At 72.1% G+C, this 22,324-nt stretch carries 23 protein-coding genes and 3 pseudogenes; 6 read left to right on the forward strand and 20 right to left on the reverse strand.

Going from position 1 to position 22,324, the window contains the following annotated elements; all coding sequences use genetic code 11:
* Positions 1–75: 75 nt before the first annotated feature.
* The 6 genes and pseudogenes from NGB36_RS22715 to NGB36_RS22740 all read right to left on the reverse strand — a co-directional run.
* Positions 76–334, reverse strand: a pseudogene (locus NGB36_RS22715) (alkanesulfonate monooxygenase); the annotation flags it as partial.
* Positions 335–362: 28 nt separating this feature from the next.
* Positions 363–1,421 carry an ABC transporter substrate-binding protein gene (locus NGB36_RS22720; protein ID WP_255922257.1) on the reverse strand — a complete coding sequence of 353 codons (1,059 nt, stop codon included), beginning with the start codon at positions 1,419–1,421 and terminating at the stop codon, positions 363–365.
* A 43-nt stretch (positions 1,422–1,464) separates the two neighbouring features.
* Positions 1,465–2,217 (reverse strand): ABC transporter ATP-binding protein, encoded by a 753-nt coding sequence (locus NGB36_RS22725; protein ID WP_255922258.1) that lies wholly within the window; start codon positions 2,215–2,217, stop codon positions 1,465–1,467.
* Positions 2,190–3,082: pseudogene (locus tag NGB36_RS22730) on the reverse strand (ABC transporter permease). Before NGB36_RS22730 ends, NGB36_RS22725 begins: the two are co-directional and overlap by 28 nt.
* Positions 3,083–3,479: 397 nt before the next feature.
* Positions 3,480–4,154, reverse strand: a complete 675-nt coding sequence (locus NGB36_RS22735) for an HAD family hydrolase (RefSeq protein WP_255922259.1) — start codon at positions 4,152–4,154, stop codon at positions 3,480–3,482.
* A 38-nt stretch (positions 4,155–4,192) separates the two neighbouring features.
* Complete coding sequence (locus NGB36_RS22740; RefSeq protein WP_255922260.1) at positions 4,193–4,678, reverse strand: Lrp/AsnC family transcriptional regulator; 486 nt, start codon at positions 4,676–4,678, stop codon at positions 4,193–4,195.
* Positions 4,679–4,976: 298 nt separating this feature from the next.
* On the opposite strand from NGB36_RS22740, the pseudogene NGB36_RS22745 reads away from it, so the two are divergent.
* Positions 4,977–5,675: pseudogene (locus tag NGB36_RS22745) on the forward strand (FUSC family protein); the annotation flags it as partial.
* Positions 5,676–5,792: 117 nt separating this feature from the next.
* Complete coding sequence (locus tag NGB36_RS22750) at positions 5,793–6,845, forward strand: lactonase family protein (protein ID WP_255922261.1); 1,053 nt, start codon at positions 5,793–5,795, stop codon at positions 6,843–6,845.
* Between the two features lie 61 nt (positions 6,846–6,906).
* Here NGB36_RS22750 and NGB36_RS22755 read toward each other — a convergent pair whose 3' ends face one another.
* The 5 genes from NGB36_RS22755 to NGB36_RS22775 form a co-directional block, all read right to left on the reverse strand.
* Entirely contained in the window at positions 6,907–7,800 is an 894-nt protein-coding gene (locus NGB36_RS22755; protein ID WP_255922262.1) for a sirohydrochlorin chelatase, read from the reverse strand.
* A 170-nt stretch (positions 7,801–7,970) separates the two neighbouring features.
* On the reverse strand, positions 7,971–8,960 hold the full coding sequence (locus NGB36_RS22760; protein ID WP_255922263.1) for an N-acetylglucosamine kinase: 990 nt from the start codon (positions 8,958–8,960) through the stop codon (positions 7,971–7,973).
* A gap of 37 nt (positions 8,961–8,997) precedes the next feature.
* Positions 8,998–9,708, reverse strand: coding sequence for a uracil-DNA glycosylase (locus tag NGB36_RS22765; protein ID WP_372509504.1), 711 nt, complete (start codon positions 9,706–9,708; stop codon positions 8,998–9,000).
* A 12-nt stretch (positions 9,709–9,720) separates the two neighbouring features.
* On the reverse strand, positions 9,721–10,806 hold the full coding sequence (locus NGB36_RS22770) for a WD40/YVTN/BNR-like repeat-containing protein (RefSeq protein WP_255922264.1): 1,086 nt from the start codon (positions 10,804–10,806) through the stop codon (positions 9,721–9,723).
* A 105-nt stretch (positions 10,807–10,911) separates the two neighbouring features.
* Positions 10,912–12,006, reverse strand: coding sequence for an NADH:flavin oxidoreductase/NADH oxidase (locus tag NGB36_RS22775; protein WP_255922266.1), 1,095 nt, complete (start codon positions 12,004–12,006; stop codon positions 10,912–10,914).
* Between the two features lie 98 nt (positions 12,007–12,104).
* Between NGB36_RS22775 and NGB36_RS22780 the strand changes: the two genes are divergently transcribed.
* The gene (locus NGB36_RS22780; protein ID WP_255922267.1) at positions 12,105–12,470 is read left to right on the forward strand and encodes an ArsR/SmtB family transcription factor; all 366 of its coding nucleotides are present in this window, start codon (positions 12,105–12,107) and stop codon (positions 12,468–12,470) included.
* Between the two features lie 18 nt (positions 12,471–12,488).
* Here NGB36_RS22780 and NGB36_RS22785 read toward each other — a convergent pair whose 3' ends face one another.
* Positions 12,489–13,103 carry a TetR/AcrR family transcriptional regulator gene (locus NGB36_RS22785; protein WP_255922268.1) on the reverse strand — a complete coding sequence of 205 codons (615 nt, stop codon included), beginning with the start codon at positions 13,101–13,103 and terminating at the stop codon, positions 12,489–12,491.
* A 297-nt stretch (positions 13,104–13,400) separates the two neighbouring features.
* Between NGB36_RS22785 and NGB36_RS22790 the strand changes: the two genes are divergently transcribed.
* Positions 13,401–14,435, forward strand: a complete 1,035-nt coding sequence (locus tag NGB36_RS22790; protein WP_255922269.1) for a hypothetical protein — start codon at positions 13,401–13,403, stop codon at positions 14,433–14,435.
* Between the two features lie 80 nt (positions 14,436–14,515).
* Here the strand turns inward: NGB36_RS22790 and NGB36_RS22795 are convergent, their stop codons facing one another.
* The 6 genes from NGB36_RS22795 to NGB36_RS22820 form a co-directional block, all read right to left on the reverse strand.
* Complete coding sequence (locus tag NGB36_RS22795) at positions 14,516–14,938, reverse strand: secondary thiamine-phosphate synthase enzyme YjbQ (protein WP_255922271.1); 423 nt, start codon at positions 14,936–14,938, stop codon at positions 14,516–14,518.
* A gap of 50 nt (positions 14,939–14,988) precedes the next feature.
* Positions 14,989–15,702, reverse strand: coding sequence for an HAD family hydrolase (locus tag NGB36_RS22800; RefSeq protein WP_255922272.1), 714 nt, complete (start codon positions 15,700–15,702; stop codon positions 14,989–14,991).
* Complete coding sequence (locus NGB36_RS22805) at positions 15,699–16,442, reverse strand: phosphatase PAP2 family protein (RefSeq protein ID WP_255922273.1); 744 nt, start codon at positions 16,440–16,442, stop codon at positions 15,699–15,701. Before NGB36_RS22805 ends, NGB36_RS22800 begins: the two co-directional genes overlap by 4 nt.
* Before the next feature lie 60 nt (positions 16,443–16,502).
* Entirely contained in the window at positions 16,503–17,444 is a 942-nt protein-coding gene (locus tag NGB36_RS22810; protein WP_255922274.1) for a M56 family metallopeptidase, read from the reverse strand.
* A gap of 100 nt (positions 17,445–17,544) precedes the next feature.
* Positions 17,545–18,150 carry a DUF5134 domain-containing protein gene (locus NGB36_RS22815; protein ID WP_255922275.1) on the reverse strand — a complete coding sequence of 202 codons (606 nt, stop codon included), beginning with the start codon at positions 18,148–18,150 and terminating at the stop codon, positions 17,545–17,547.
* Between the two features lie 101 nt (positions 18,151–18,251).
* Positions 18,252–19,142: a DMT family transporter gene (locus NGB36_RS22820; RefSeq protein WP_255922276.1), complete on the reverse strand. Its 891-nt coding sequence runs from the start codon at positions 19,140–19,142 to the stop codon at positions 18,252–18,254.
* Here NGB36_RS22820 and NGB36_RS22825 point away from each other — a divergent pair.
* Positions 19,141–20,580 (forward strand): aminotransferase-like domain-containing protein, encoded by a 1,440-nt coding sequence (locus tag NGB36_RS22825; protein ID WP_255922277.1) that lies wholly within the window; start codon positions 19,141–19,143, stop codon positions 20,578–20,580. The two genes, NGB36_RS22820 and NGB36_RS22825, sit on opposite strands and share 2 nt — an antisense overlap.
* 11 nt (positions 20,581–20,591) lie before the next feature.
* Here NGB36_RS22825 and NGB36_RS22830 read toward each other — a convergent pair whose 3' ends face one another.
* Positions 20,592–20,978: a VOC family protein gene (locus NGB36_RS22830; protein WP_255922279.1), complete on the reverse strand. Its 387-nt coding sequence runs from the start codon at positions 20,976–20,978 to the stop codon at positions 20,592–20,594.
* 76 nt (positions 20,979–21,054) lie between these two features.
* Here NGB36_RS22830 and NGB36_RS22835 point away from each other — a divergent pair, with 76 nt between their 5' ends.
* Positions 21,055–21,591, forward strand: coding sequence for a GNAT family N-acetyltransferase (locus NGB36_RS22835; protein WP_255922281.1), 537 nt, complete (start codon positions 21,055–21,057; stop codon positions 21,589–21,591).
* Between the two features lie 28 nt (positions 21,592–21,619).
* Here the strand turns inward: NGB36_RS22835 and NGB36_RS22840 are convergent, their stop codons facing one another.
* Complete coding sequence (locus NGB36_RS22840) at positions 21,620–22,306, reverse strand: glycerophosphodiester phosphodiesterase (protein ID WP_255922282.1); 687 nt, start codon at positions 22,304–22,306, stop codon at positions 21,620–21,622.
* Positions 22,307–22,324 lie beyond the last annotated feature (18 nt).

Here is a 22,324-nt window from a genome sequence, read left to right on the forward strand (position 1 = left end):
ACGCGCCGGATGTCCCAGCGCTTCCCGTGCGCGGTCGTCGTCCGCCGGACGGAGCGGAAGGACGGACGCACCGGAGCGCTCGGTGTGCTGCGAGAGCGCCACCGTGGTGAGCCAGGCGTTCTCGCACCAGGCGCCGGTCGGGGTGGGCACGGCCTCGAAGCCCGGCTGCTCGGCGGCCTTGGCGATCTGCGTGAGGTAGTCGATGTGGCGCGCGCACCCCGCCGACAGGGGTGATGCGCGAGTGCTTGATCCCGCTGTCGGTGTAGGCATGACGGTCGACGAGGGTCCGGCCGTCACCGCCGGTGGGCAGGAACCAGTGAAGGTGTATGGACATGGCGGGCTTTTCAGGAGGTACAGGCCTTTCAGGAGGTACGGGGTGCGGTCGTCGACGGCGGCAGGCCGGCGTTGAAGCGCTTGTCCACGAAGTCGGCGAAGGCGATGCCGTGCGGGATCAGCTTCAACGCGGCGAAGGCGTCTGCGATCTGCTGTTCCGAGGCGATGGCGGAGCTGTCCACGGCGACCGGCACCGTGGTCGCCTCCGACTGCTTCACCGCGGCGAGTGCGACGCCGTAGGAGAGACCCGTGTCCTTCGCCCAGACCCTGGCCCACTGCTCGGGGTGGGCGTCGGCCCACAGCTGTGCCTTGTGCAGCCGCTTGAGGTAGTCGGCGATCGCCGCGGCCTTCGCCTTGTCGGCGAGCGCCGAGGGCGAGGCGACCTGGAAGTTGAGGCCGACGCCGGGCAATCCCTGACCCGTGGCCAGGATCCGGGCATGGTCGGCCTGCTCCACCTGTGTGGTGTACGGGTCCCAGGTGGCCCAGGCGTCGACGGCGTGCCGGCTGAACGCGGCGAGGGCATCGGCCGGCTGCAGGTAGTCGAACGTGACGTCCGATGGCTTCAGCCCCGCCTTCGCCAGCGCGGCGACGAGGGTGTAGTTCGACGAGCTTCCCTGCGCCACCGCGATCGACTTGCCCTTCAGGTCGGCCACCGATGTCAACGTCGACCCCTGGGGGACGACGATCGCGTCGCCGGCCTCGGACTGGCGTGAGGAAGCCACGACAGTGATCGCGGAGTTGGAGGCCGCGGCGAAGACCGGCGGGGTGTTGCCGACCCCACCGATGTCCACGGCCTTGGCATTCACCGCCTCGAGCAGCGGCGGTCCCGACGTGAACGTCGACCAACCGATCTTGTACGGCAGGTTCTTCAGCTCACCCGCGGCCTCCAGAACGGCCTGGGAGCCGCCCTTCTGGTCGCCGACGTCGAGCGTGGTGCTGCCGGAGCCCACGGTCCGGCTGCCGCCGCCGAGTCCGGCTCCGGCCGAGGAGTCGTCGGCGGAGGAGGTGCCGGCGGAGGAGGTGCCGGCGCAGGCGGCGGCGAGCAGGGCGAGCGGGATCAGCAGTGCACCAGCGGCACGTATTCTCATGGCAGTTCGACTTTCTTTGAACGTACGGCGAAGGGACGGGACATCAGGCGGCCTCGGAGGGCGCGGGGGCCTTGACGCCTAGGCGGTCGAGGAGGTGGGCGCGCAGCCGGACGAACCCGGGTGCTCCCACGTCACGCGGCCGGTCCAGGCCGACCTCCGCCTCATGGGCGATCACCCCGTCCTCCATGACCAGCACCCGGTCGGCGAGCAGCAGCGCCTCTTCGACGTCGTGGGTGACGAGCAGCACCGCGCAGCCGCGCCGCTGCCAGACCTCCCCGACGAGCTGCTGCGCCCTGATCCGGGTGAGGGCGTCGAGCGCCCCGAACGGCTCGTCGAGCAGCAGCAGATCGGGTGTTCGGACCAATGCCCGGGCCAGTGACGCGCGTTGGGCCTCGCCGCCGGAGAGCGTCTTCGGCCATGCGTCGCTCCGGTGCTCCAGACCGACCTCGGTGAGGGCCTGTACGGCCTCCGCGCGCTCGGGCCGGCCCGGCAGCCCCAGCAGCACATTGCGCCACACCCTCTTCCACGGCATGAGGCGCGGCGACTGGAACGCCACCGCGCGGCGCTGCGGGACCAGCACCGCGCCGTCGATCTCCCGGTCCAGTCCGGCCAGGATCCGCAGCAGGGTGCTCTTGCCGCAGCCGCTGCGGCCCAGCAGGGCCACGAACTCGCCCGGCCGGACGGTCAGGTCCAGGCCGTCGATGACCGCTCGCCCCTCGAAGGAGCGCCTGAGCCCATCGATCCGTACCGCGGAGCCGGCGTCGTCCGTCACTTCCCGGTGAATGTCGGTCGCCATTGAAGCAGCAGCCTTTCGAGGAGACGGGCGATCAGATCGGCGGCAAGGCCGAGAAAGGCGTAGACCACCAGGCAGACGACGATCACGTCGGTGCGGAAGAACTCACGCGCCTGGTCCATGAGGAAGCCGATGCCGTTGTCGGCGTTGACGGTCTCGCCGAAGACCAGTGCGAGCCATGCGGTCGCCAGCGCGTAGCGCAGACCGGTCATTGCGCCCGGCAGCGCACCGGGCAGCAGCACGTGGCGGATCAGGCCCCAGCGGCCCAGCCCGAGCGATGTCCCCGCTTCGATCAACTGCGCGTCCACGCCTCGGATCCCGGCATACACGTTGAGGTAGAGGTGGAAGGCGACGCCGAGCGCGATGAGAGTGATCTTGGGGTCTCGCCGATCCCCAGCCAGATGATGAAGAGCGGGATCATGCCGACGAACGGCACTGCACGCAGCATCTGAACGGCCGCGTCGATCAGGTCCTCGCCCAGCCGGGAGAGGCCGGAGAGCAGCCCGAGTCCGGTGCCGGTCACCGTGCCGAAAACCAGGCCGACGGCGACACGTTGGAGCGAGACCAGCATGGCCGACGGCAGTGTGCCGTCGGAGATCAGGATGCCTGCGGTCCGCGCGATGGTGCCGGGTGAGGCGAGGATGTCGGGTGCCAGGACGCCGGTGGAGCTGAGAACCTGCCACAGGACCAGCAGCAGAAGGGGGCCGGAGGTGCGGCGCAGCCAGCGCGGTACGGAACGGCTGCGGGCCGTGGTGGAGACGATGCGCTGCAGTGCCGGGCCGCCGGCGGGATCGGCAGCTGTTGTGCGCGGCCGCTCATCAGGTGATGAAATGACGGATATTTCGGGTGGCGCATCGCCGATGCTCATGGAGGGCTCCGCGTCGGGGGGAGGTGCGTCGGGGGAACGCTTCAGGCGAGTACGCACGGACGGACCACATGGATCACTGCGGGCTGCCGCAGGTGCGCACGCGCATCAGGAGGCGGTGAATGACGGTGAAAAACGGGGAAGGCGCGAAGAAAAGTCGAAAAGGCGTCAGCGACCGCGGCGACACTCGGAGGAGGCCACCCGCAGCAGGTCGATGTGACCGCGCGTGGTGAGCAGGGCTGAACGCAACATGCCGTCGAACGTAGCGAGTGGTCCATCGCCCGGTCAACGGCAATCTCGCCACGCGGACACCGTCCGGGCGCCGTCCGGGCGCCGTCCGGGCGCCGTCCGGGCGCCGCGCGGGCTGCGCCCGGGCTGCGCCCGGGCTGCGCACGGGAACTCAGCCGCGGATGATCCAGTCGTACGCGACGCGCGCGTCGAACTCCCGCTGGCCGCCCGCGAAGACCAGCCCGACCGGCGCGAACGCCGGATCGTCCGCGTGCTCAGGGAGGTACGGGATCGCAATGCAGCGCATACCGGCCCGCTGGGCCGCGGCGGCGCCCGGTGGCGCGTCCTCCACGACGACGCAGTCCGCGGGGTCCGCGCCGAGCCGCCTCGCGGCCTCCAGGAAGACGTCCGGCTCCGGCTTGCCCCGCTCGACCTCTTCGGCCGAGACCACCGTGCCGATCAACGCGTCAAGGCCGGTGGCCGCCAGGACCGCCTCGATCGTCTCCCGCGACGAACCGGAGGCCACGGCCAGCGGGTGCCCTGCCGCGTGCAGCGACTCGGCGAACACCTTCATCTCCGGGAACACCTCGGTGCACGCGCGCGCCAACTCCAGATAGAGCCGGTTCTTGGAGTCCAGCAGCTCCTCCACCGGCGGCGAGAGCTTGTACTCCTCGCGCAGCGACTCCAACGTCTCCTTGGTGCTGATCCCGACGTAACGGGCGTGGTAGCCCCAGGTGTAGTCGTGCACCCCGTGCGCGGCGAGCAGCCGCCGCATCGCTTCGTAGTAGTTGGGCTCGCTGTCCACGAGCGTGCCGTCGAGGTCGAAGATGACAGCCGGGGTGGTCATGCCTTCAAGCATGCCAAGGAGCCGGCGCCCGGAGGCGATCACCTCACCGGAGCCGCCGCCGTTCGCCCCACCCACTCCACCAGAGGCAGCAACCGATGGGGAACGCGCTCGCGCAGCACCACCTCGGTACGGGTGCGGACCACCCCCGGCATCCGGATCACCCGCTGGATCACGTCCTCCAGATGGGTGTTGTCGCGCGCCGCGACCCGGGTCAGCAGATCGCCGGCGCCGGTGATCGAGAAGACCTCGATGATCTGCGGGACGGCGGTCAGCCGCTCGCCCACATCGTCCAGACGGCCCTGCGTGACCTCGATGTGCACATACGCCGTCACCGGGTGGCCGAGCGCGGCCGGGGAGAGCCTCGGCCCGTAGTCGGTGATCACTCCGTCGCGCTCGAGACGGTCGAGCCGCGCCTGCAGCGTGCCGCGCGCGATCCCAAGGATGCGGGCGTACTCGCGCACGCTGGTGCGCGGTTGCTCCAGCAGCAGCCGCAGGATCCGGGCGTCCAGCTCGTCCACAGCCATGGGCCAGCGGCCTCCATTCGGCGCACAGAAACGAGTCTTTACTGTACCAATGGCGCAGCAAATAGAGCGACGGTTGAGTGGATGGGCGTGCGAATGCTTTGCTCTGTATGCCGATGGCATTACCGAAGGCGTTGCGCCGGGCTGCCTCGGGACGGCAAAGGAGCCGCCCACGCCCTCCCCGCAGCGCCTTTCCGTTTCCAGGGGGACCTCACCGTTGAAGCTGAAGAGGACGATCGTCGCGCCCGACCCGGGGCGCACGCGACTGCGCGCAGCTCTGCGTGCCGTGCTCGGCGTCACCGCTGCCGTCACTGCGGGGTTGCTCGGCGTCCTCCACCCCGGGCTGCTCGTGCTGCGCCTGGAGGAGACGGCCGTCGGCGCACTCGGCGCGGCGATCGCCGTCGCCCTGGTGCTGCCCCTCACCACGCACGCGGCGACGGACGCCTGGATCCGGCGCACTCTGCACGCCGTGCACAGCGCGACCACCGCCGCCGTGCTTCACCTCGGCGACAGGTCGTCGTCCACGGACGCCCGAGGGACGGCAACGGCGTTCGAGACGCACGTCGGTGAGCTCGATCTGCTGCTCGGCCGGGTACGGGCGGCCGTCGCACCGCTCGTGCACCCGCTCAGCCCGCTGCGCGGCCGCAAGGAGCGGGCCCGCAGCGTGCTCGTGCTCCTCGACGACTGCGCACGGCAGGTGCGCGGACTCGCCGAGGTGGTTGCCGACCCGCGCGCCTCGCACGACGACCGGCTGCTCGCCGCTTGCCGCAGGGTCGAATCGGCGGTGCTGCGGCTGATGGACCCGCACGCCGACGCGAGCGCCGCAAGCCCGGCGAGTCCTGCGCACGAGTCCGAGCCTCTCCCGGCCCCCGCCGAGAACACCGTCCACCTCGTCCCGGGCGCCGAACGGGCACTGGCCCATCTGCACGGCCTGGAGCGCGCGCTCATCGAGCTGCACGCCCCGCTGCGCAGCGCGGCGCCCGCCTCCCTCGCCGCCTGACCTTCGCCCAGGTCCTGCCAGGTCGTGCCCGCCGTCCCCGCGTCCGTCCGCCTCGCACAGGCGGCCTGCGGGTACTAGCGTCAGGCCGGACGAGATCTGCGGAAGACGGGAGCCGTGGTGGCCGGCACGGGAAGGGCGCAGCGCGCGTACATCGGATCGTTCACCTCGGCTGGCGGGAACGGCATCACCACGGTGGCCCACGACCCGCAGACCGGGGCGCTCACCGAGGTGAACCGGACGGGGACGGTGCCCGACCCGTCGTTCCTCGCGCTGTCACCGGACGCCGCCGTGCTCTACGCGGTCAGCGAGCAGCCCGAGGGCGGGGCGGCCGCCATCTCCCTCCAGGACCCCGACGCGCCCCGCCCCATCGGCGCCACGGTCCATGTCCAGGGCGGCGCGCCCACCCATCTGTGCGTGATCGACGGCTACCTGCTCACCGCCAACTACACCTCGGGCAGCATCAGCGTGCTGCCCATCGGGCCCGACGGCGGCGTCGGCGAACCCAGCCAGGTGCTGACCCACGAGGGGCGTGGCCCGCATCCGGAGCGTCAGGAAGGCCCGCACGCCCACGCCGTGGTGCCGGATCCCTCGGGACGGTGGATCCTCGGCGCCGACCTCGGCACCGACACGGTGCGCGTCTACGCCCTCGACACGGCGACCGGCATACTGCGCATCCACGGCGAGGCCGCGTTGCGTCCGGGCACCGGCCCGCGCCATCTGGCCTTCCACCCGCGCGGTCACCGCGCCTACGTCGTCAACGAACTGCGCTCCAGCGTCACCGTATTCGCCTGGAATGCCGGCACGGGAACGCTGACCCCGATCGGCTCGGCGGCGACCGTGTCGCTTGACTCCAGTGATGAGCCCAACTTCCCGTCGGAGGTGGTGGTCTCACCCGACGGACGCTACGTGTGGGTCGCCAACAGGGGCCACGACTGCATCGCCGTCCTCGATCTCGACGCGGAGGGCGACCACCTGGAGCTCGCCGGCACCACGCCGTGCGGAGGGAACTGGCCGCGTCACCTCACGCTCGACCCCTCCGGCAGCCGCCTCTACGTGGCCAACGAGCGGTCGGGGGACGTGACCTGGTTCGACGTGGACCCGGAGACGGGGATCCCGCTGCTCGCCGGATCGGTCCCCGTCCCGGCCGCTTCGTGCGTCGTGTTCGCCTGACGTCGCATCGCCGCGCCGTCGTCCTGGTCCGCGGGGCGGGGGGAGCCGCCCCGGCACGGAGTCAGCGCAGTGGGGCCCCTTGGGGCTGCTGAGGCGCGATGCCGAGTGCCGCGGTGTAGCGGTTGAGGACGAGGCGGCCGACCGCCGGGTAGGAGCCCAGCGCTTCCGCGGCCGCACAGCCGGCGTCCTCGGCAGCGGCCGCAAGCAGCCCGTCGCCGAGTTCGGGGCCGATCAGACACGGCGCGAGCGCCAGCCTTCCGGAGCCCGATGCGCGCAACTGCTCTGCGGTGTGCGCGATCGCGCCGTCCACATCGATACCGGCGGCCAGCACCGGCACGGCGAGCCGGGCGGCGAGCAGCAGTCCCGTGACGCCGGCGGCCTGCACGGCCTCCTCACCGCCGACGGTGGCCAGGATGATGCCGTCGGCCGCGGTCGCGACGGTGAACAGCCGCGCACGGTCCGCCCGGGCGAGACCCGTCTCGGACAGGCGTACGTGCAGCGCCTCGGCGAGCAGCGGGTGCGGACCGAGGACGTCGGTCAGCTCGAAGGCCGCTCCGCACTCCGCGGCCGCTTGCCGGATCCGGCCCAGCACCGACGCCTCAGGCCCGGCGAGGAGCGGCACGACCACCGCGGCAGGGACGCCCTCCGGGCGCTCCCGAACGGCGGCCCTCCCCAACTCGGCCTGGAGCGACGGGTATTCGGAGCTCACATCGTCACCGGTACCGTCGAGATACCCGATACGGGCGTTGAGTCCGGGCAGCTCCGAGCCTGCGATGCTGAGCACCTCCTCCACCAGCGCACGAACGGCGGGGGAGGGGGCGCCGGGAACGGCGAGGACCAGGGCCGGTGCGTCCTCAGGCGCGGCCAGAGGCTCCGGGCGCCGGTGCCGACCGGGCTGTCGGGGACGCGGCATTCGTACGGGCAGGCCGGGTGCGGGGCCAGTGGCAGAGCTCATGGCGACGCATGCTAACGGTTCCGCACGGGTCCTGGCCTGGCCGGGTGGCGGGGTGGGGTGGGGTGCCCGGGTCTGGCGGGATTACTGGCGTGATCTCCGGAAATCTCCTGCGAAATCAGCTGACATGGGGCGGCGAATGCGCGACGAGCGAACACTGTCAGCGAACGGCGTCAGTGAAGGGTGAGCAGCGCAGGATCCACCGGCAGCGGGAGTGCGCCACCGGCGAGTTCCTCGGCGATGCGCACCGCGCCGTGCAGCGGGTCGCCCTCGGGGGCGGTCAGGCGGACGCCCGGCAGATACTTCTTCGCCTGATGCCGGAGCGGAGCCAGCAACGGCTCGCCCATCCTGAACAGCCCTCCGGTGAGGGCCACTTCACCACCGTGATCGCGCCGCACGGCAGCCGCTGCCTGCAGGATGTGCCGGGCAGCCGTGCGCAGGATGTCCGCGGCCACCGGATCCGCATCCGCGCAGCGGGCGACTTCCGGGGCGAACGAGGCGAGCACGGCAGCGCGGTCGTTGCGCGGATACAGCTTCCCCGGCAGTTCGGCGGGCGGCCCGAACACGGCCTTGACGCGTGCCAGCAGCGGACTCGATCCGCCCTCGCGCCCGTCATGAGCGCGCATTGCCGCCTCCAGACCGCAACGCCCGATCCATGCGCCGCCACCGCAGTCGCCGAGCAGGTGTCCCCATCCGTCGGCGCGCAGCCAGCCGCTGTCACCGAGGCCGGTGCCGATCGCTACCATTCCGGTGCCCGCGGCGACGACGGCACCGGGCCGCATGCCGAGCGCTCCCACGTACGCCGTCACGGCATCGGCGGCGAGCGCGAGCCGCCCGGGAGGCACGCCGAACGCGGTGTGCAGTGCCGCCGGCAGCCGCTCCCGCAACGCTGTGCCCAGCGATGCCATTCCGGCGGCTCCGATCGCCGCCGCGCTGAGGCGATCGGCCCCCGTGTCGGCCATGGCGGCCTCGACGGCGGGGCGGAGCAGCGCCAGCAGGTGGTCGGCGTCGATGCCGCCCGCGCCGGTGCGCACCGGCGCGTCGGCGGCTGTGGCGGCGATCTCCCGGACCGTCGCGTCGCCGTAGAGCCGGACGAGTACGAAGCGCAGCCCCGAGCCGCCCGAATCGACCCCCAGGACCCAGCCGGGCGTACGCGGTGTCACGCGGGGCAGATTACCGGAGCCGGCGCCCGCCGGCCGGTCAGGGAAGACGCCAGTCCACGGGCTCCGCGCCCTGCTGCGCGAGCAGCTCATTGGTGCGGCTGAACGGCCGGGAACCGAAGAAGCCACGGTCGGCCGACATGGGGGAGGGGTGCGACGACTCGATGGCGGGCAGCGCGCCGAGCAGCGGGCGCAGGTTGCGCGCGTCCCGTCCCCACAGTACGGACACCAGAGGCTTACCCCGTGCCGTCAGTGCCCGGATCGCCTGTTCCGTGACCTCCTCCCAGCCCTTGCCCCGGTGCGCCGCGGGCCTGCGCGGGGCCGTGGTCAATGCCCTGTTGAGGAGCAGCACCCCGTGGCGCGTCCACGGTGTCAAGTCGCCATTGGACGGCGGGGGGAACCCCAGATCGGTGCTGTACTCGCGGAAGATGTTGACCAGACTGCCAGGCAGCGGGCGTACCTCGGGCGCGACCGAGAAGCTCAGCCCTACGGCATGGCCGGGTGTGGGGTAGGGGTCCTGGCCGACGATGAGAACCCGCACATCGTCGAAGGGCTGCTGGAAGGCGCGCAGCACATTCGGTCCCGACGGCAGGTACGTGCGGCCCGCGGCGATTTCCGCACGCAGGAAATCGCCCATGGCGCCGATTCTCCCAGCCACCGGCTCCAGCGCCTTCGCCCAGCCCGCTTCGACGATCTCGTTCAAGGGTCGTGCCACGGTCGGCCACTCTACTGGCTTACCGGGCACGCCCATTCACACGTCCATTCAACTGGTCACCGCGGCCCGCACGCACAGCACGTCCGGCAGATGCGAGGCGATCAACTGCCACGAATCGCCGTCATCCGCGCTCGCATAGACCTCCCCGTTGCGGTTGCCGAAATACACGCCCGCCGGATCGTTGTCGTCCAGGCACAGCGCGTCGCGCAGTACTGCGCCGTAGTGTTCGCTCGCCGGAAGCCCCGCGGACAGCTTCTGCCAGCTCTTCCCCGCGTCCTCCGTACGGTAGACACGGCAGTGCTTGCCCGCCGGGAAGCGGTCGGAGTCGGCCTGGAGCGGGAAGACGTATGCCACACCGCCGCGCCGCGGATGCGTGGCCACCGGGAAACCGAAGTCGGCGGGCAGCCCCTCGGCGATCGACGTCCAGCTGCGGCCCGCGTTGTCGCTGCGGTAGACACCGCCGTGGTTCTGCAGGAACAGCCGGTCGGGATCCTCGGAGTCCTGCGCCACCTTGTGCACGCACTGTCCGAACTGCGGGTATCGCTCGGGCAGGAAGGTGGTCTGCACGCCGGTGTTGAACGGCGCCCAGCTCTTCCCGCCGTCGAGGGTGCGGTAGACGCCACCGGTGGAGACGGCGATCGTCACTGCATCGGCGTCCCGCGGATCGGTCACCACGGTGTGCACCGCCTGTCCGCCGAACCCCGCGGCCCACTGCTCCCGCTGCGGGTGCTCCCACAGCGCCCGTACCAGGGAGAAGGTCTCGCCCCCGTCCTCGGAGCGGAACAGCGCGCCCGGTTCCGTGCCCGCGTAGACCACGTCGGGCGCCTCGGCCCCGGCGGGCTTCAGCTGCCAGACCCGTTCCAGCGACGCGTCGGTGTCGCGCGGGAACTTCACCGCCGGGCGCTGCGGCTCGTGCCACGTCGAGCCCAAGTCGTCCGAGCGGAACACCGACGGACCCCAGTGCGAGCTGTCGGCGCCGACGAGCAGCCTCGGCACTGCGCGCCGGGTGTCGATCCCGATCGCGTAGACCGCCTGCATCGGAAAGCGCGGGCCGCTGAACTCCCACTTGCCGCCGTGTCCGCGTCCCAGGAACAGCCCCTTATTGGTGCCGACCCCGAGCACCACCTCTGCCATGGCGCATCACCACCTCCGAGATGCCGGAGGACCAGGGAGGGCCTCCGCACCACAGAGTCTGCACCGCTCCACTGACAATGACCCGCTGCGTGCAGTCGTCCCAGGTCAGAGCGTGGCGCGCGCGTACTGCGGCGGCACGGCCGCGTCGTGCCCCAGCTCCCGCGCGGCGCGCCGTGCCCAGTACGGGTCCCGCAAGAGCTCCCGTCCGAGCAGCACCGCGTCCGCTTCGCCGCGTTCGAGGATCTCCTCGGCCTGCCGGGGCTCGGTGATCAGGCCCACCGCCGCCACCGGCAGATCCGTCTCCGCCTTGACCTGCGCCGCGAAGGGCACCTGGTATCCGGGGCCGGCGGGGATCCGCACATCGGCGGCGTTGCCGCCGCTGGAGACGTCCAGCAGGTCCACGCCGTGCACCAGTAGCTCCTTGGCGAGCCGCACGGTGTCCTCGGCGGTCCAGCCGCCGTCCCTCCCGTTCTCCGCGAACCAGTCCGTCGCCGAGACCCGGAAGAGGACGGGGAGATCGTCGGGCCACTGGGCACGCACGGCGTCCACGACGTCGAGCGCGAAGCGGATCCGGTTCTCGAAGCTGCCGCCGTACGCGTCGGTGCGGTGGTTGCTGTGCGGGGAGAGGAACTCGTGGACGAGGTAGCCGTGCGCCCCGTGCACCTCGGCCACCTGGAAGCCGGCGTCCCGCGCACGCCGCGCGGCGGCCGCGAACTGCTCCACGATCCCGGTGATCTGATTAGGCGTCAGCTGATGCGGCTGCGGGGAGCGATCGTCGAACGGGACCGGGCTCGGCGCCAGAGGCCGCCACCCGCCCGCCTCCTCGCTCACCGCTCCGCCGCCGAGCCACGGCGGCTGGGTCGAGGCCTTGCGCCCGCTGTGCGCCAACTGGATCCCGGCCACCGCCCCCTGGTCCCTGATGAACCGGGTGATCCGGCCGAAGGCCTGCTGCTGCCGCTCGTTCCAGATGCCGAGATCCGCCCGGCTGATGCGACCCTCGGGTGCGACCGCGGTCGCCTCGGTGAGGATCAGCCCCGTGCCGCCGACCGCGCGCGAGGCCAGGTGCGCGAAGTGCCAGTCGTCCGGGACACCGGTCCCGGGGCCCTCCGTGGCGGCCGAGTACTGGCACATGGGCGCCATCCAGATCCGGTTGGGAATCGTCAACGACCGCAGGGTGAGGGGCTCGAACAGGGCGCTCATGGCACTCTCCTCCGATGGGAGCCGGACGAACGGGCTCCTACGGTAAGGCTCGTAGTACGCCATCTGTCAAACTACGAGAGTGCTCGTACCATGGGTCCATGCCGTCCCCCGAAGCGAGCACACCGCCCCTCGCCCCCGGCCGGGCCCTGGACCATCCGGGCCGCGACGCGATCCGCCTCGAAGGTGTGCTCCACGCGCTCTCCGACCCCATGCGGCTGCGCGTGGTCCGCGTGCTCGCCGAGCGCGAGGCGACCTGCTCCGACGTCGAACTGCCGGTAAGCAAGTCGACCTGCACCCACCACTTCCGCGTGCTGCGCGAGGCCGGAGTCATCTCACAGGTCTACCGGGGCACGGCCAAGGTGAACTGCCTGCGCCGCGACGACCTGGACGCGCTCTTCCCCGGACTGCTCGACTCCGTGCTCGCCGCCGCGAGCGAGCAGGACCAGCGCGCCGGCGCTCCCTGAGGCCGGCCGGGCCCGCCGTCAACTCCTGGGCGGCGGCTCGTCGTTCGGCGGGCAGCCCGACTCCCATGCCAGCCCGTACCGTTGGAAGAGCTCGGCCCGCAGGCTGGACAGGGGCATCGGTGCACCCGGCAGCAGCAGCGCCACCACCGCGCCCATCAGCAGAGCCCGCAGCAGCCGGTAGTCCTGGCCCGGGTCGGCCGCGCCCCAGCGTGCGATGGTGTCCTCCAGCAGCGCGGCCAGCTTCTGCTGCTCGGGGCACTGGATGAACCCCTCGTGCTGCAGGATGAGCGCCATGTGCGTGCGCATCACCGTCGTATGCGTCCGGGTGAGGCCCAGCACCGCGTCGATCGCGCGGGCGAGCCGTTCGTCGCCGTCGTCGGTGCGCGGCTCCCGATCCAGCGCGGCGGCGAGCGTCAGATGCATCAGGCGGTGCACCGCCGACTGGACGAGCTGACGCTTGCCCGGGAAGTAGTACGAGACCAGCCCGCGAGCGGCCCCGGCGCGATCCGCGACGTCGGCCAAGGTCGTGGCCTCGTAGCCGCGCTCGCCCACGAGTTCGACCGTCGCCTGCAGCAGTCGCTCGCGGGACCGGCGGCGCAATTCTTCATTGACCGATGCGCTTCGCGGGGACATGCTGTAACTCCTGCGTTGACTGGCTCAGGGCCAATATACTCAGGGCGGTAAGCGGCCGCCGCAGTGCGGTCGGCCACGGGGGCGCGGCGCGGTACCGGGCGACACGGGGGATCGTCCGGTGTCGGCGTCGCCATCCGGCGTCGGGGCCGCCGCGGGGGAGCGGCCCCGGCACCCACGACCGCCCGCACGGTGCGGCGCCCCTCGTGCGGACACGCCCCGGAAGCGGGAGACTGGGCGCGCACGAAGCCCGACGTGCCCCCGGGCGGCCCGAGCGCCCGGCAGCGCGAGGAGCGGCAGATGCCCTGGTACCCCGGATCCGGCGATCGTCACCCCCTTGCTCCGGCACGCCCCGCTGCCCGCCCGGTCGGCAGAAGGGCCGTCCTGCTCGGTGCCGCAGGGACCGTCCTCGGGGCCGCGGGATGTTCGGGCGGCAGTACTTCACCGCGCACGACGAGCAGTCCCGCGCCGTCGCCGCACACGACCTCACCGGCTACCGCCGCACTGCCGCGCACAACACGCTGGCGCCCCGACGGCAATGACATCGACGGCGATGTCAAACTGCGCGCCGTCCAGCTGATCGAGGTCATCGGTACCTGGTCCGCCGGGCAGGGCGGCGCAGCGCGGGCCGGCGCCCGCGTCGCCGCGCTGGGCCTGCCCTCCGGACTCGTCCAGCAGGCCGGCCCGCTGCTCCCCACCGCCGACCAGGCCGCGCTGCAGGTCATCGAGGCGCAGTACGGAGGCATCCTCGCCGATTCCGCCAGCGTTCTGGTGGTGTGCCGACAGTGGACGGCAAACGGCTCCTCGGTGGTGGCAGGCGGGACGACCGTCGATGTACGCCTGAGCCGGGCGCAGCCGCGGTGGACGGTGACGGCGCTGCACCCCGCACGCCCCGGTTCCGCGGCGGCGTCGCTGCCGGGCGACGCGCACCGCGTGCTCGCGCATTCCCGCATCGAACTCCCGCCCGACGCCGTCGCCGACGTCCGCAGCGGCACCATCCACGAGAGCGTGCTGCGGGCGATTCTCCAACTGGCGGGCGCATACCGGATGTACGTCAGCGTCATCCGCTCCGGGCATCCCATCGACGTGTTCGGCACCACCCGGCCCAGCGACCATCCGCGCGGCCGGGCCTTCGACGTGTGGCAGATCAACGGGCACGCGGTCGTCGACGCGGCGACCTCGCGCAGCCTGATCGAGACCTTCATGCGGGACGCGGCCGCGGCCGGGTCGTACAACGTCGGCGGCCCCGTCCTGCTCTCCGGCGGTGCCACGCCCGACCAGTTCTTCTCCGACGACACGCACCACGACCACGTGCACATCGGGTTCTCCAGCTGATCGGGTTCTCCAGCTGAGCTGAGCTGAGCTGAGCTGAGCTGAGCCGACCGGTCGCGGTCCGCCGGCCGTTTCGGGGGCCCTCACCCGAGGAACGACAGCCGTACCGTGCGGCGCGGGTTGTCCTTGTTGGTGTCGACGAGCACGACCGACTGCCAGGTGCCGAGGTCGAGCGAACCGCCGATCACGGGAAGCGTCGCATGCGGCGCGACGAAGGCCGGGAGGACGTGGTCGCGGCCGTGCCCGGGACTGCCGTGCCGGTGCTGCCAGCGGTCGTCCGCGGGCAGCAGATTGTGCAGCGTGGCGATCAGGTCGTGATCACTGCCCGAGCCCGTCTCGATGATCGCGACCCCGGCCGTCGCATGCGGCACGAAGACGTTGAGCAGACCGTCGCGCCCCTGCGCCGCCCGCGTCAGGAACGCCTCGCAGCGCTCGGTGATGTCGACGGCCGCCTCCCGGGCCCCGGTGGTCAGCTCGAATGTGTCGGTGACGAACGTGTCGGCCATGGACCCATGATCGCCGATGCGGCCGCGTACCGCTCCACCGTCCGCCGCACTCAGCCGACCAGTTCCAGGACCGGCCGCAGCGCGTCCGGACGCTCGTCGACGGGCAGATGGTCCACGGCGTGGAAGGCACACCCCAGTTCGGTGGCGGCGCCGTCGGCGCGCCGGTCGTCGCCGACCATCAGCAGGTTCTCCGGCGACTGGCCGAGCCGGTCGCAGGCGAGGCGGAAGATCCGCGGATCGGGCTTTTGGATGTGGTGCTCGAAACTGAGCACCACGGAGTCGACGAAGCTGTCCACGCCGTGCGCACGCAGCACAGGCCGCAGATCCCACCCGATGTTGCTCAGGACCGCCACGCCGGCGCCCCGCTCGTGCAGTGTGGCGAGCACCTCCACCGTGTCGGGGTACGGGTCCCAGGCAGCAGGTGACATGTGGCGTTCGTACAGCACGTCGTACAGCTCGGGCCACGGCAGCTCGGCCCGGTGCGCGAGCCCCACGTAGGCGGCGCGGTGACGCGTGGCATCCACGTCCCGGAGCTCCCACAGCCGCTCGAGGTGCGGTGGGATGAACTCAGGCGACCTGCTTCCGGGCAGCGCACCAGCCCGGTCGAGGCGGTCGGCGTAGCGGGCGATCTCGTCCTCGGACGCCGAGATCCCGGCCTCGGCCAGCGCGGCACGCAGCCACCGTCCGGCCGGTTCCACCCGGAAGAGCGTGCCGGAGAAGTCGAAGATGCAACCTTTGAAGTGCCCGGGGGCAGCTGTCGTCATGCTCGCGATCCTGCCCGTTGCGACAAGTCCTGCTCAACCGCCTTCCAGGGCTCGATCACCGCAGCCGACGCCGTCACCACCGCTGCGCCGAGCAGCCACCCTGCGAGGACGTCCGAGGGCCAGTGCACCCCCAGATACAGCCTGGTGAAGCCGACGCCCGTGGCGGACACGGCGCCGATGGCAACTGCTGCCGTCCACCACTGCCCCCGTACTCCGTACAGCCGCATCAGCCAGAGCAACGTCACACAGGCCGTCGCCGCCGCGACGGCGTGGCCCGACGGGAAGGACGCGGCGGTGGCCGAGTCCACCGGATGCGGCCAGTGCGGGCGGGCGCGGCCGACGGCCGCCTTCGCCCCTGTCTCCAGCGCCCATCCGGCGGCGCAGGCGATCAGCGTCCATGTTGCGCGCCGGCGGTGCCCCCGCCCGAGCAGCAGGGCAGCGGCAGCGACTGTCAGCAGCCGCATGGTCGTCGGGCCCCACACCCAGTCGGTCAGGACGAGGTTCAGCCGCGTCACGGACGGATGGGCGCGTGCGAAGCCGTGCAGAGCGGCATCGGTGCGACCGTCGAGGGGCAGCAGTGGCGGCCGCCCCGGCGTCACCAGGACGAGGACGAGAAGCACGAGAAAACCGCAGGCGAGTGCGGCCGTCCACCACAGGCAGCGGAGCCGGGTGGCACCGCCGGCCGGAGGCGGCGGGGCGGGCGGCGGCGCGGTGGTGTCGGGGGGCGTGTCGGCGGGCACGGACGCCGATGCTACGGGGCCGCGCCGGCCGACACGCTCAGGCCCGGGAAGGGACACGGCCTACGTCAGCGCGCCGATGCCAGGACCGAAGGCCACCAGCAGCGGGACGACGGGCACCAGCAGCGCCATCGCCGTCAGTCCCATCCGGTGCCCCCGCGTCAGACGTGGTGCAGGGTCGAGCAGTCGGTGGACGCGGCCCGGCAGTTGGGCCAGCGGCGTCGGACACGGCCCGAACACGCCGCGGTCCTCATTGAGTTCGACCAGGGCCAGGGCCGTGGTCAACCGGCCGAAGCGCCGGGATGCCACGTCGTCCGCCGCCAACTCCACCAGGCGGTGCACCTGATGACGGAACCCCGCGAAGACGGGCACCTGCGGGAACCCCGCGGCCAGCGCATAGGCGAAGGCCAGCAGCCAGTCGTGGCGTGCACGGGCGTGGCCTTGTTCGTGTGCGAGTACCGCGTCGAGCTGCCTGCCCTGCAGCCTGCGCAGGGCGGCGGTCGTGACGACCAGCTGCGGCCGGGAGCCGGCAAGCCACCACGCCTCGGCCCGTTCGCTCTCCAGCACCACCAGACGCTCGCCGCCCTCGGCGGGCAGCTCGCCGAGCAGCCGCGGGGATCGCACGAGCAGCTCGGCGCGCCGCCGGCGGTGCCGCGCGCGGGCGCCGCGCACCTCGCGCGTCAGCATCGCGGCCGTCCATGCGCCGCCGCACGCGAGCAGCACGGCCAGGACGCCCGCCCAGCGGCCGTACGCGGCCAGTCCGTATGCGTCCACGACGCCGCGCGGTGCGAGCGCGAAGACATGCCCGCGGACCACGGCCCATGCTGCCGACGCGCACAGTGCCATCGCGGAGACACAGCACAGCAGGACGCCGACGATCACGCACTGCCATACCCACAGCGCCAGCACGGGCTCGCGGTCGGGCCAGTCGGCTCGGGCCAGCAGACGTGGTGCCAGCGCCGCCGTCAGTGCGCCGAGTACCAGCAGCACGAACGGAACCGTCATGGCGCAAAGATTAAGGCCCCCCACTACCGATGGGTACGTCACCTTCGGGGAAGGTGACGTACGCCTCATCCGCGCGGCCGTCTCGCCGTCACCGTCACTGTCACATCGTCAGCAGCATCGTGAACATCCCGATGCCCAGCGACAGACGGCACGCCGCGGCGAGCTCCGGTGCCTCCAGCAGGGATCCGGCTCGGGGCCCGGTGACCGTGACCGGGGCGCGCCCGGCAGCGGGGAGCATGCGTATGCCGGTGGCGAGGGCATACACCGCGAAATAGCACAGCAGCACACCCGTGAGCACCGGTATGCCCGTCGGCGCTCCGGCTTGGCTGCCCATACCGGGCGCACCGGCCATGCCCGCCATCCCGGATCCGCCGCCCGTGCCCATCGCGAGCGCCGTGTAGGCCATCGCCGCGGCCTCCACGGCGTGGTGGAAGCGGTGCCGCTCGTCACGGGCCAGCACGGCGAAGCGCAACGCCATTGCGCCGAAGGCCACCACGAACAGCGGCGGACCCCAAGGGTGCTGGTCCAGCACCGGCGCGGGCACCGCCATAAGCCCCATGCCGAGACCCATCACCCCCTCGTCCCGCGCGGTGCGCCGCTCGCCCGGCGCGGCCGCGCACCCCGCCCTCATGCGCAGCAGACACGAGAGCCCGGTGGCAGAACCGGTCACCACGAGCAACCAGCCGACGAGCGGCGGTCCGTGCATGACCCCTCCCCGGTCCGTACCGACACAGGGGAGATGCCCGGAGCGGACGGCGCACACGCGGCGCATGGTGGTGCGGGAGGGCGCGCCAGGGTGGCGTTGCCTCAGACGCGCTGGGTGACAGCGACGCATACGAGCACCGCGACCGCCGTCAACGGCGTGGCGGCACCCAGGCGTTCGCCCAGCAGCAGCGCCGACCAGACCAGCGTCAGCAGCGGCTGGGCGAGCTGCAGCTGGCTTGCGCGGGCCACACCGATCGCCGCCATGCCCCTGTACCACACCATCAACCCGCCGAACTGCGAGACGGCCGCAAGATAGACCAGGCCGAGCACGGACAGGCCGCCGGGCCTGGAGGGCTCGACGCCGAGTGCCAGGGCCGCGGCCGGCCCGGTGAGCGGCAGCGCCGCCACCAGCGCCCAGCCGATCACCTGCCAGCCGGGCATCGTCCGGGCGAGTCTGCCGCCTGCGACGTATCCCGCGGCGCAGATCAGCAGCGATGCGAAGAGCAGCAGGTCACCGCCGGTCGGTGCGCCGTGGCTCTGGGAGAGGGCGAAGACGATCACCACGACCGTTCCCGAGCACGCAGCGATCCAGAAGAGGCGGGGATGCCGGGTGTGCGTCACAACGGAGGCGATCGCAGCGGTCGCCAGCGGCAGCGCGCCGACGACCACGGCGGCGTGCGAGGTCGAGGTGGTCTGCAGGGCAAGCGTGGTCAGCAGCGGATAGCCCAGCACGACACCCGAGGCCACCACGGCGATGGCCGGCCATTGGCGCCGGTCGGGCAGCGGGGCCCGCGCGGCGAGCAGGCACGGCCCCGCTATCGCGGCGGCGAGGGCGGCGCGGACGGTGACGGTGGTCCACGGCCCGAAACCGCCGAGCGCCCAGTGTGTCGCCGGAAAGGTGAACGAGAAGATCGCCACGGCGAGGGCGGCGAGCAGTGTGCCGCCGCTCACCGCTACCGGGCTGTGGTGGATAGCGCTATTATCAACTTTCATGAATGACGGTAGCAGTTCGGGAACCGTCGCCGATACTCTGCGGCGGGAGCTAAAGCGCTACTCTCCGGGGGAGAAGCTCCCGTCGAGCCGTGCACTCGTCGAGCGCTTCGGCGTCAGCCCGGTCACCGTCTCGCGTGCGCTATCCGCGCTCGCCGCCGAAGGCCTGGTCGTCACCCGTCCCGGATCCGGCACCTACCGCGCCGAACGCCGCACGGACGAGCCGCGCGCGCTGCGTGCCGCCGACACCTCCTGGCAGCAGATCGCCCTCAGCGCCGAGGCCCACGGGGACGCCGCCCCGCGCGTGGTCGACGCCTCCGGTGTCCTCGCCACGCTCTCCGCGCCACCGCCCGGCGTCATCGCCCTCAACGCCGGCTATCTGCATCCCTCACTCCAACCCGAGCAGGCGCTCGCCGCAGCACTCGGCCGTGCGGCCCGCCGCCCCGGTGCCTGGGAGCGGCCTCCGCTCGAAGGGATCATCGAGTTGCGCGCCTGGTTCGCCCGGGAAGCGGGCGGGGTCGCACCGGCGCAGGTGCTGATCACCGCAGGTGGCCAGGCCGCACTCACCACGGCGCTGCACGCGCTCGCCGCCCCCGGCTCGCCGGTGCTCGTCGAATCACCCACCTATCCGGGCGCCCTCGCCGTGGCCCGCGCGGCAGGGCTGCGGCCGGTCCCGGTCCCTGTGGACGCCGACGGTGTGCGGACCGATCTGCTCGCCGCCGCGTTCGAGGCGACCGGGGCAAGGATCTTCTTCTGCCAGCCGCTCTTCCAGAACCCGACCGGTGCGGTGCTCTGCGCGGAGCGTCGCCGGGAGGTGACTCGGATCGCCCGTGCCGCCGGGGCGTTCGTCGTCGAGGACGACTTCGCCCGCCGTCTCGGCCATGGCGGACCGTTGCCGCCCCCGATGATCGCCGACGACATCGACGGCACCGTCGTCCACGTCACCTCCCTCACCAAACCCACCTCCCCCAGCCTGCGGATCGGCGCGCTGATCGCCCGCGGGCCGGTGTCGGAGCGGTTGCGGGCCATCCAGGTGGTCGACAGCTTCTTCGTACCGCGCCCGCTGCAGGAGGCCACCCTCGAACTCGTCGGTTCGCCCGCATGGCAGCGCCATCTGCGCACCGTCGCCGCGGGGCTGCGCGAGCGGCGTGACGCGATGCTCTCCGCACTCGCCGGCGAGCTGCCGCACCTCGTCCCGGCGCGAGTGCCCGCGGGCGGCTACCACCTGTGGCTCCCGCTCCCCGACGGCACGGACGAACTGGCGCTCGCCGCCACGGCTCTCAGACACGGCGTCGCCGTGGCACCCGGCCGCCCCTACTTCGCGGCCGAGGCTCCGGCGCCGTACCTGCGGGTGAGCTTCGCCGACACCACCGGCGCGGAGGAGATCACCGAGGGTGTGCGCAGGCTCGCGACTGCCTGCGCGGAGACGGGCGTCGCCTGACGAGGCGTGAGTCATGGCCGGTAACGGATGGGATGGTCCTGCGGGACCTCCACGACGCAGATCTGCACGCCGTCCGGGTCGCTGATCCACATCTCGATCAGCCCCCACGGCTCCTGCCGCGGCTCCCGCACCACCTCGACACCGCGTGCGCTGAGCTCCTCATGCGCCTCCCGTACGTCGGGGACCTGGAGCCACAGCCGCATGCCCGGCGCCGGTGGATGATCCGAGCTTCCCGAGAGCTCCAGATGGCCGCCGCCGAGGAAGAACACCGTGCCGCGCTCCGGTCCCTGCCCGAACTCGCGGTAGATCGCCAGCCCGAGGATGTCGCGGTAGAAGGCACGGGACCGCTCCAGGTCGGTCGGCCGCAGCAGGATCCGGCTGCTCAGTACGTTGACCATGCGGCGGACGATACTTGTCGGGTTAGTCTCGGAGCGGCACCACGCCTGGACCCGCCGGGGAAGGAACCACTCACGCATGAGCACCGCCGAGCAGCCCGTCTTCCGAACCGCCACCGAGGCCGACGTGCCCACGCTCGTCACCCTCATCGAGTCGGCGTACCGCGGTGACGCCAGCCGCACAGGATGGACCACGGAGGCCGATCTGCTCGACGGGCAGCGCACCGATCCCGACGGCGTCGCCGCGGTCATCCGGGACGCGGACAGCCGCATAGTGGCGGTCGAGGACGGCACTGGGCTGATCGCCTGCTGCCAGCTGGAACGCCGCGACGGACATGCCTACTTCGGGATGTTCGCGGTGAGCCCGGCGCGCCAGGGCGGCGGACTGGGGAAGTCGGTCCTTTCGGAGGCGGAGCGTTTCGCCCGCGACGAGTGGGGCGCCGGTGAGATGCACATGACGGTGATTTCCGCACGCGACGACCTCATCGCCTGGTACGAGCGCCGCGGCTACCGCCGCACCGGGCAGTACACCCCGTTCCCCTACGGCGACGAGCGGTTCGGGCTGCCGCGCCGCGACGACCTGCGGTTCGAGCTGCTGGTCAAGAAGCTCGGCTGAGCCCGCGCCGAGCCCGCACCGAGCCCGCTCAACCCCCGGCGGCCGCCACTGCGTGCTTGATCTCCGGCATGTCGGTGGCGGCGCCGTCGAGCCCGAGCGCGTGGGCGAGCGCCAGCTCGCGCGGCGTGTTGACGGTCCAGGCCATGACGGCGATGCCCGCCCCCTGGCAGCGCTCCACGACCTCCAGGCTGATCTTGCGCAGTTCGAGGCTGACCAGCCGGGCTCCGACCGCCTGCGCCCGCTCGACGAAGTCCGGGCCGGTGCGCCCGGCCACCAGGACCGTCCGGACCCCGGGCAGCAGTTCCCTGATCTCCAGCAGCGCGGCGTCGTGGAAGGAGAGCACCGAGACCCGCTCCAGCAGCCGGCGCCGTTGCAGCACGCGTGCGAGCACCCGGGCCGCCGCCACGTCCTTGATCTCGGCCTGGATCGGGCGGCTCACCGCATCGACGACCTCCTCGAAGACCGGGATCCGCTCGCCGCGGCCGGCGTCGAGTTCACGCAGCTCGGCGAGGGTGAGATCGGCGATGGCCCCGGTGCCGTCGGTGGTGCGGTCGACGGTGGCGTCGTGCATGACCACGAGCTCGCCGTCCTTGCTCAGGTGCAGGTCGAGCTCGATTCCGTCGAGCCCCTCGCGGTCGGCCCGGATGAAGGATCTCAGGGTGTTCTCCGGCTCGACGCCCATGACGCCGCGGTGGCCGATGGTGAAGAAAGTCAACGTGCTCGCGCCTTTCGT

The organism is Streptomyces humicola (assembly GCF_024436035.1).
Lineage (GTDB): Bacteria > Actinomycetota > Actinomycetes > Streptomycetales > Streptomycetaceae > Streptantibioticus_B > Streptantibioticus_B humicola.

Bases quoted from the DNA above. Each gene is read 5' to 3' on its own strand.
- NGB36_RS22720 (WP_255922257.1), bottom strand. From the start codon at position 1,421: ATGAGAATACGTGCCGCTGGTGCACTGCTGATCCCGCTCGCCCTGCTC.
- NGB36_RS22800 (WP_255922272.1), bottom strand. From the start codon at position 15,702: ATGACGACAGCTGCCCCCGGGCACTTCAAAGGTTGCATCTTCGACTTC.
- NGB36_RS22780 (WP_255922267.1), top strand. From the start codon at position 12,105: ATGCCGTCCCCCGAAGCGAGCACACCGCCCCTCGCCCCCGGCCGGGCC.
- NGB36_RS22775 (WP_255922266.1), bottom strand. From the start codon at position 12,006: ATGAGCGCCCTGTTCGAGCCCCTCACCCTGCGGTCGTTGACGATTCCC.
- NGB36_RS22770 (WP_255922264.1), bottom strand. From the start codon at position 10,806: ATGGCAGAGGTGGTGCTCGGGGTCGGCACCAATAAGGGGCTGTTCCTG.
- NGB36_RS22795 (WP_255922271.1), bottom strand. From the start codon at position 14,938: ATGGCCGACACGTTCGTCACCGACACATTCGAGCTGACCACCGGGGCC.
- NGB36_RS22740 (WP_255922260.1), bottom strand. From the start codon at position 4,678: ATGGCTGTGGACGAGCTGGACGCCCGGATCCTGCGGCTGCTGCTGGAG.
- NGB36_RS22725 (WP_255922258.1), bottom strand. From the start codon at position 2,217: ATGGCGACCGACATTCACCGGGAAGTGACGGACGACGCCGGCTCCGCG.
- NGB36_RS22830 (WP_255922279.1), bottom strand. From the start codon at position 20,978: ATGGTCAACGTACTGAGCAGCCGGATCCTGCTGCGGCCGACCGACCTG.
- NGB36_RS22790 (WP_255922269.1), top strand. From the start codon at position 13,401: ATGCCCTGGTACCCCGGATCCGGCGATCGTCACCCCCTTGCTCCGGCA.
- NGB36_RS22755 (WP_255922262.1), bottom strand. From the start codon at position 7,800: ATGAGCTCTGCCACTGGCCCCGCACCCGGCCTGCCCGTACGAATGCCG.
- NGB36_RS22765 (WP_372509504.1), bottom strand. From the start codon at position 9,708: ATGGGCGTGCCCGGTAAGCCAGTAGAGTGGCCGACCGTGGCACGACCC.
- NGB36_RS22815 (WP_255922275.1), bottom strand. From the start codon at position 18,150: ATGCACGGACCGCCGCTCGTCGGCTGGTTGCTCGTGGTGACCGGTTCT.
- NGB36_RS22825 (WP_255922277.1), top strand. From the start codon at position 19,141: ATGAATGACGGTAGCAGTTCGGGAACCGTCGCCGATACTCTGCGGCGG.
- NGB36_RS22735 (WP_255922259.1), bottom strand. From the start codon at position 4,154: ATGACCACCCCGGCTGTCATCTTCGACCTCGACGGCACGCTCGTGGAC.
- NGB36_RS22820 (WP_255922276.1), bottom strand. From the start codon at position 19,142: ATGAAAGTTGATAATAGCGCTATCCACCACAGCCCGGTAGCGGTGAGC.
- NGB36_RS22810 (WP_255922274.1), bottom strand. From the start codon at position 17,444: ATGACGGTTCCGTTCGTGCTGCTGGTACTCGGCGCACTGACGGCGGCG.
- NGB36_RS22785 (WP_255922268.1), bottom strand. From the start codon at position 13,103: ATGTCCCCGCGAAGCGCATCGGTCAATGAAGAATTGCGCCGCCGGTCC.
- NGB36_RS22835 (WP_255922281.1), top strand. From the start codon at position 21,055: ATGAGCACCGCCGAGCAGCCCGTCTTCCGAACCGCCACCGAGGCCGAC.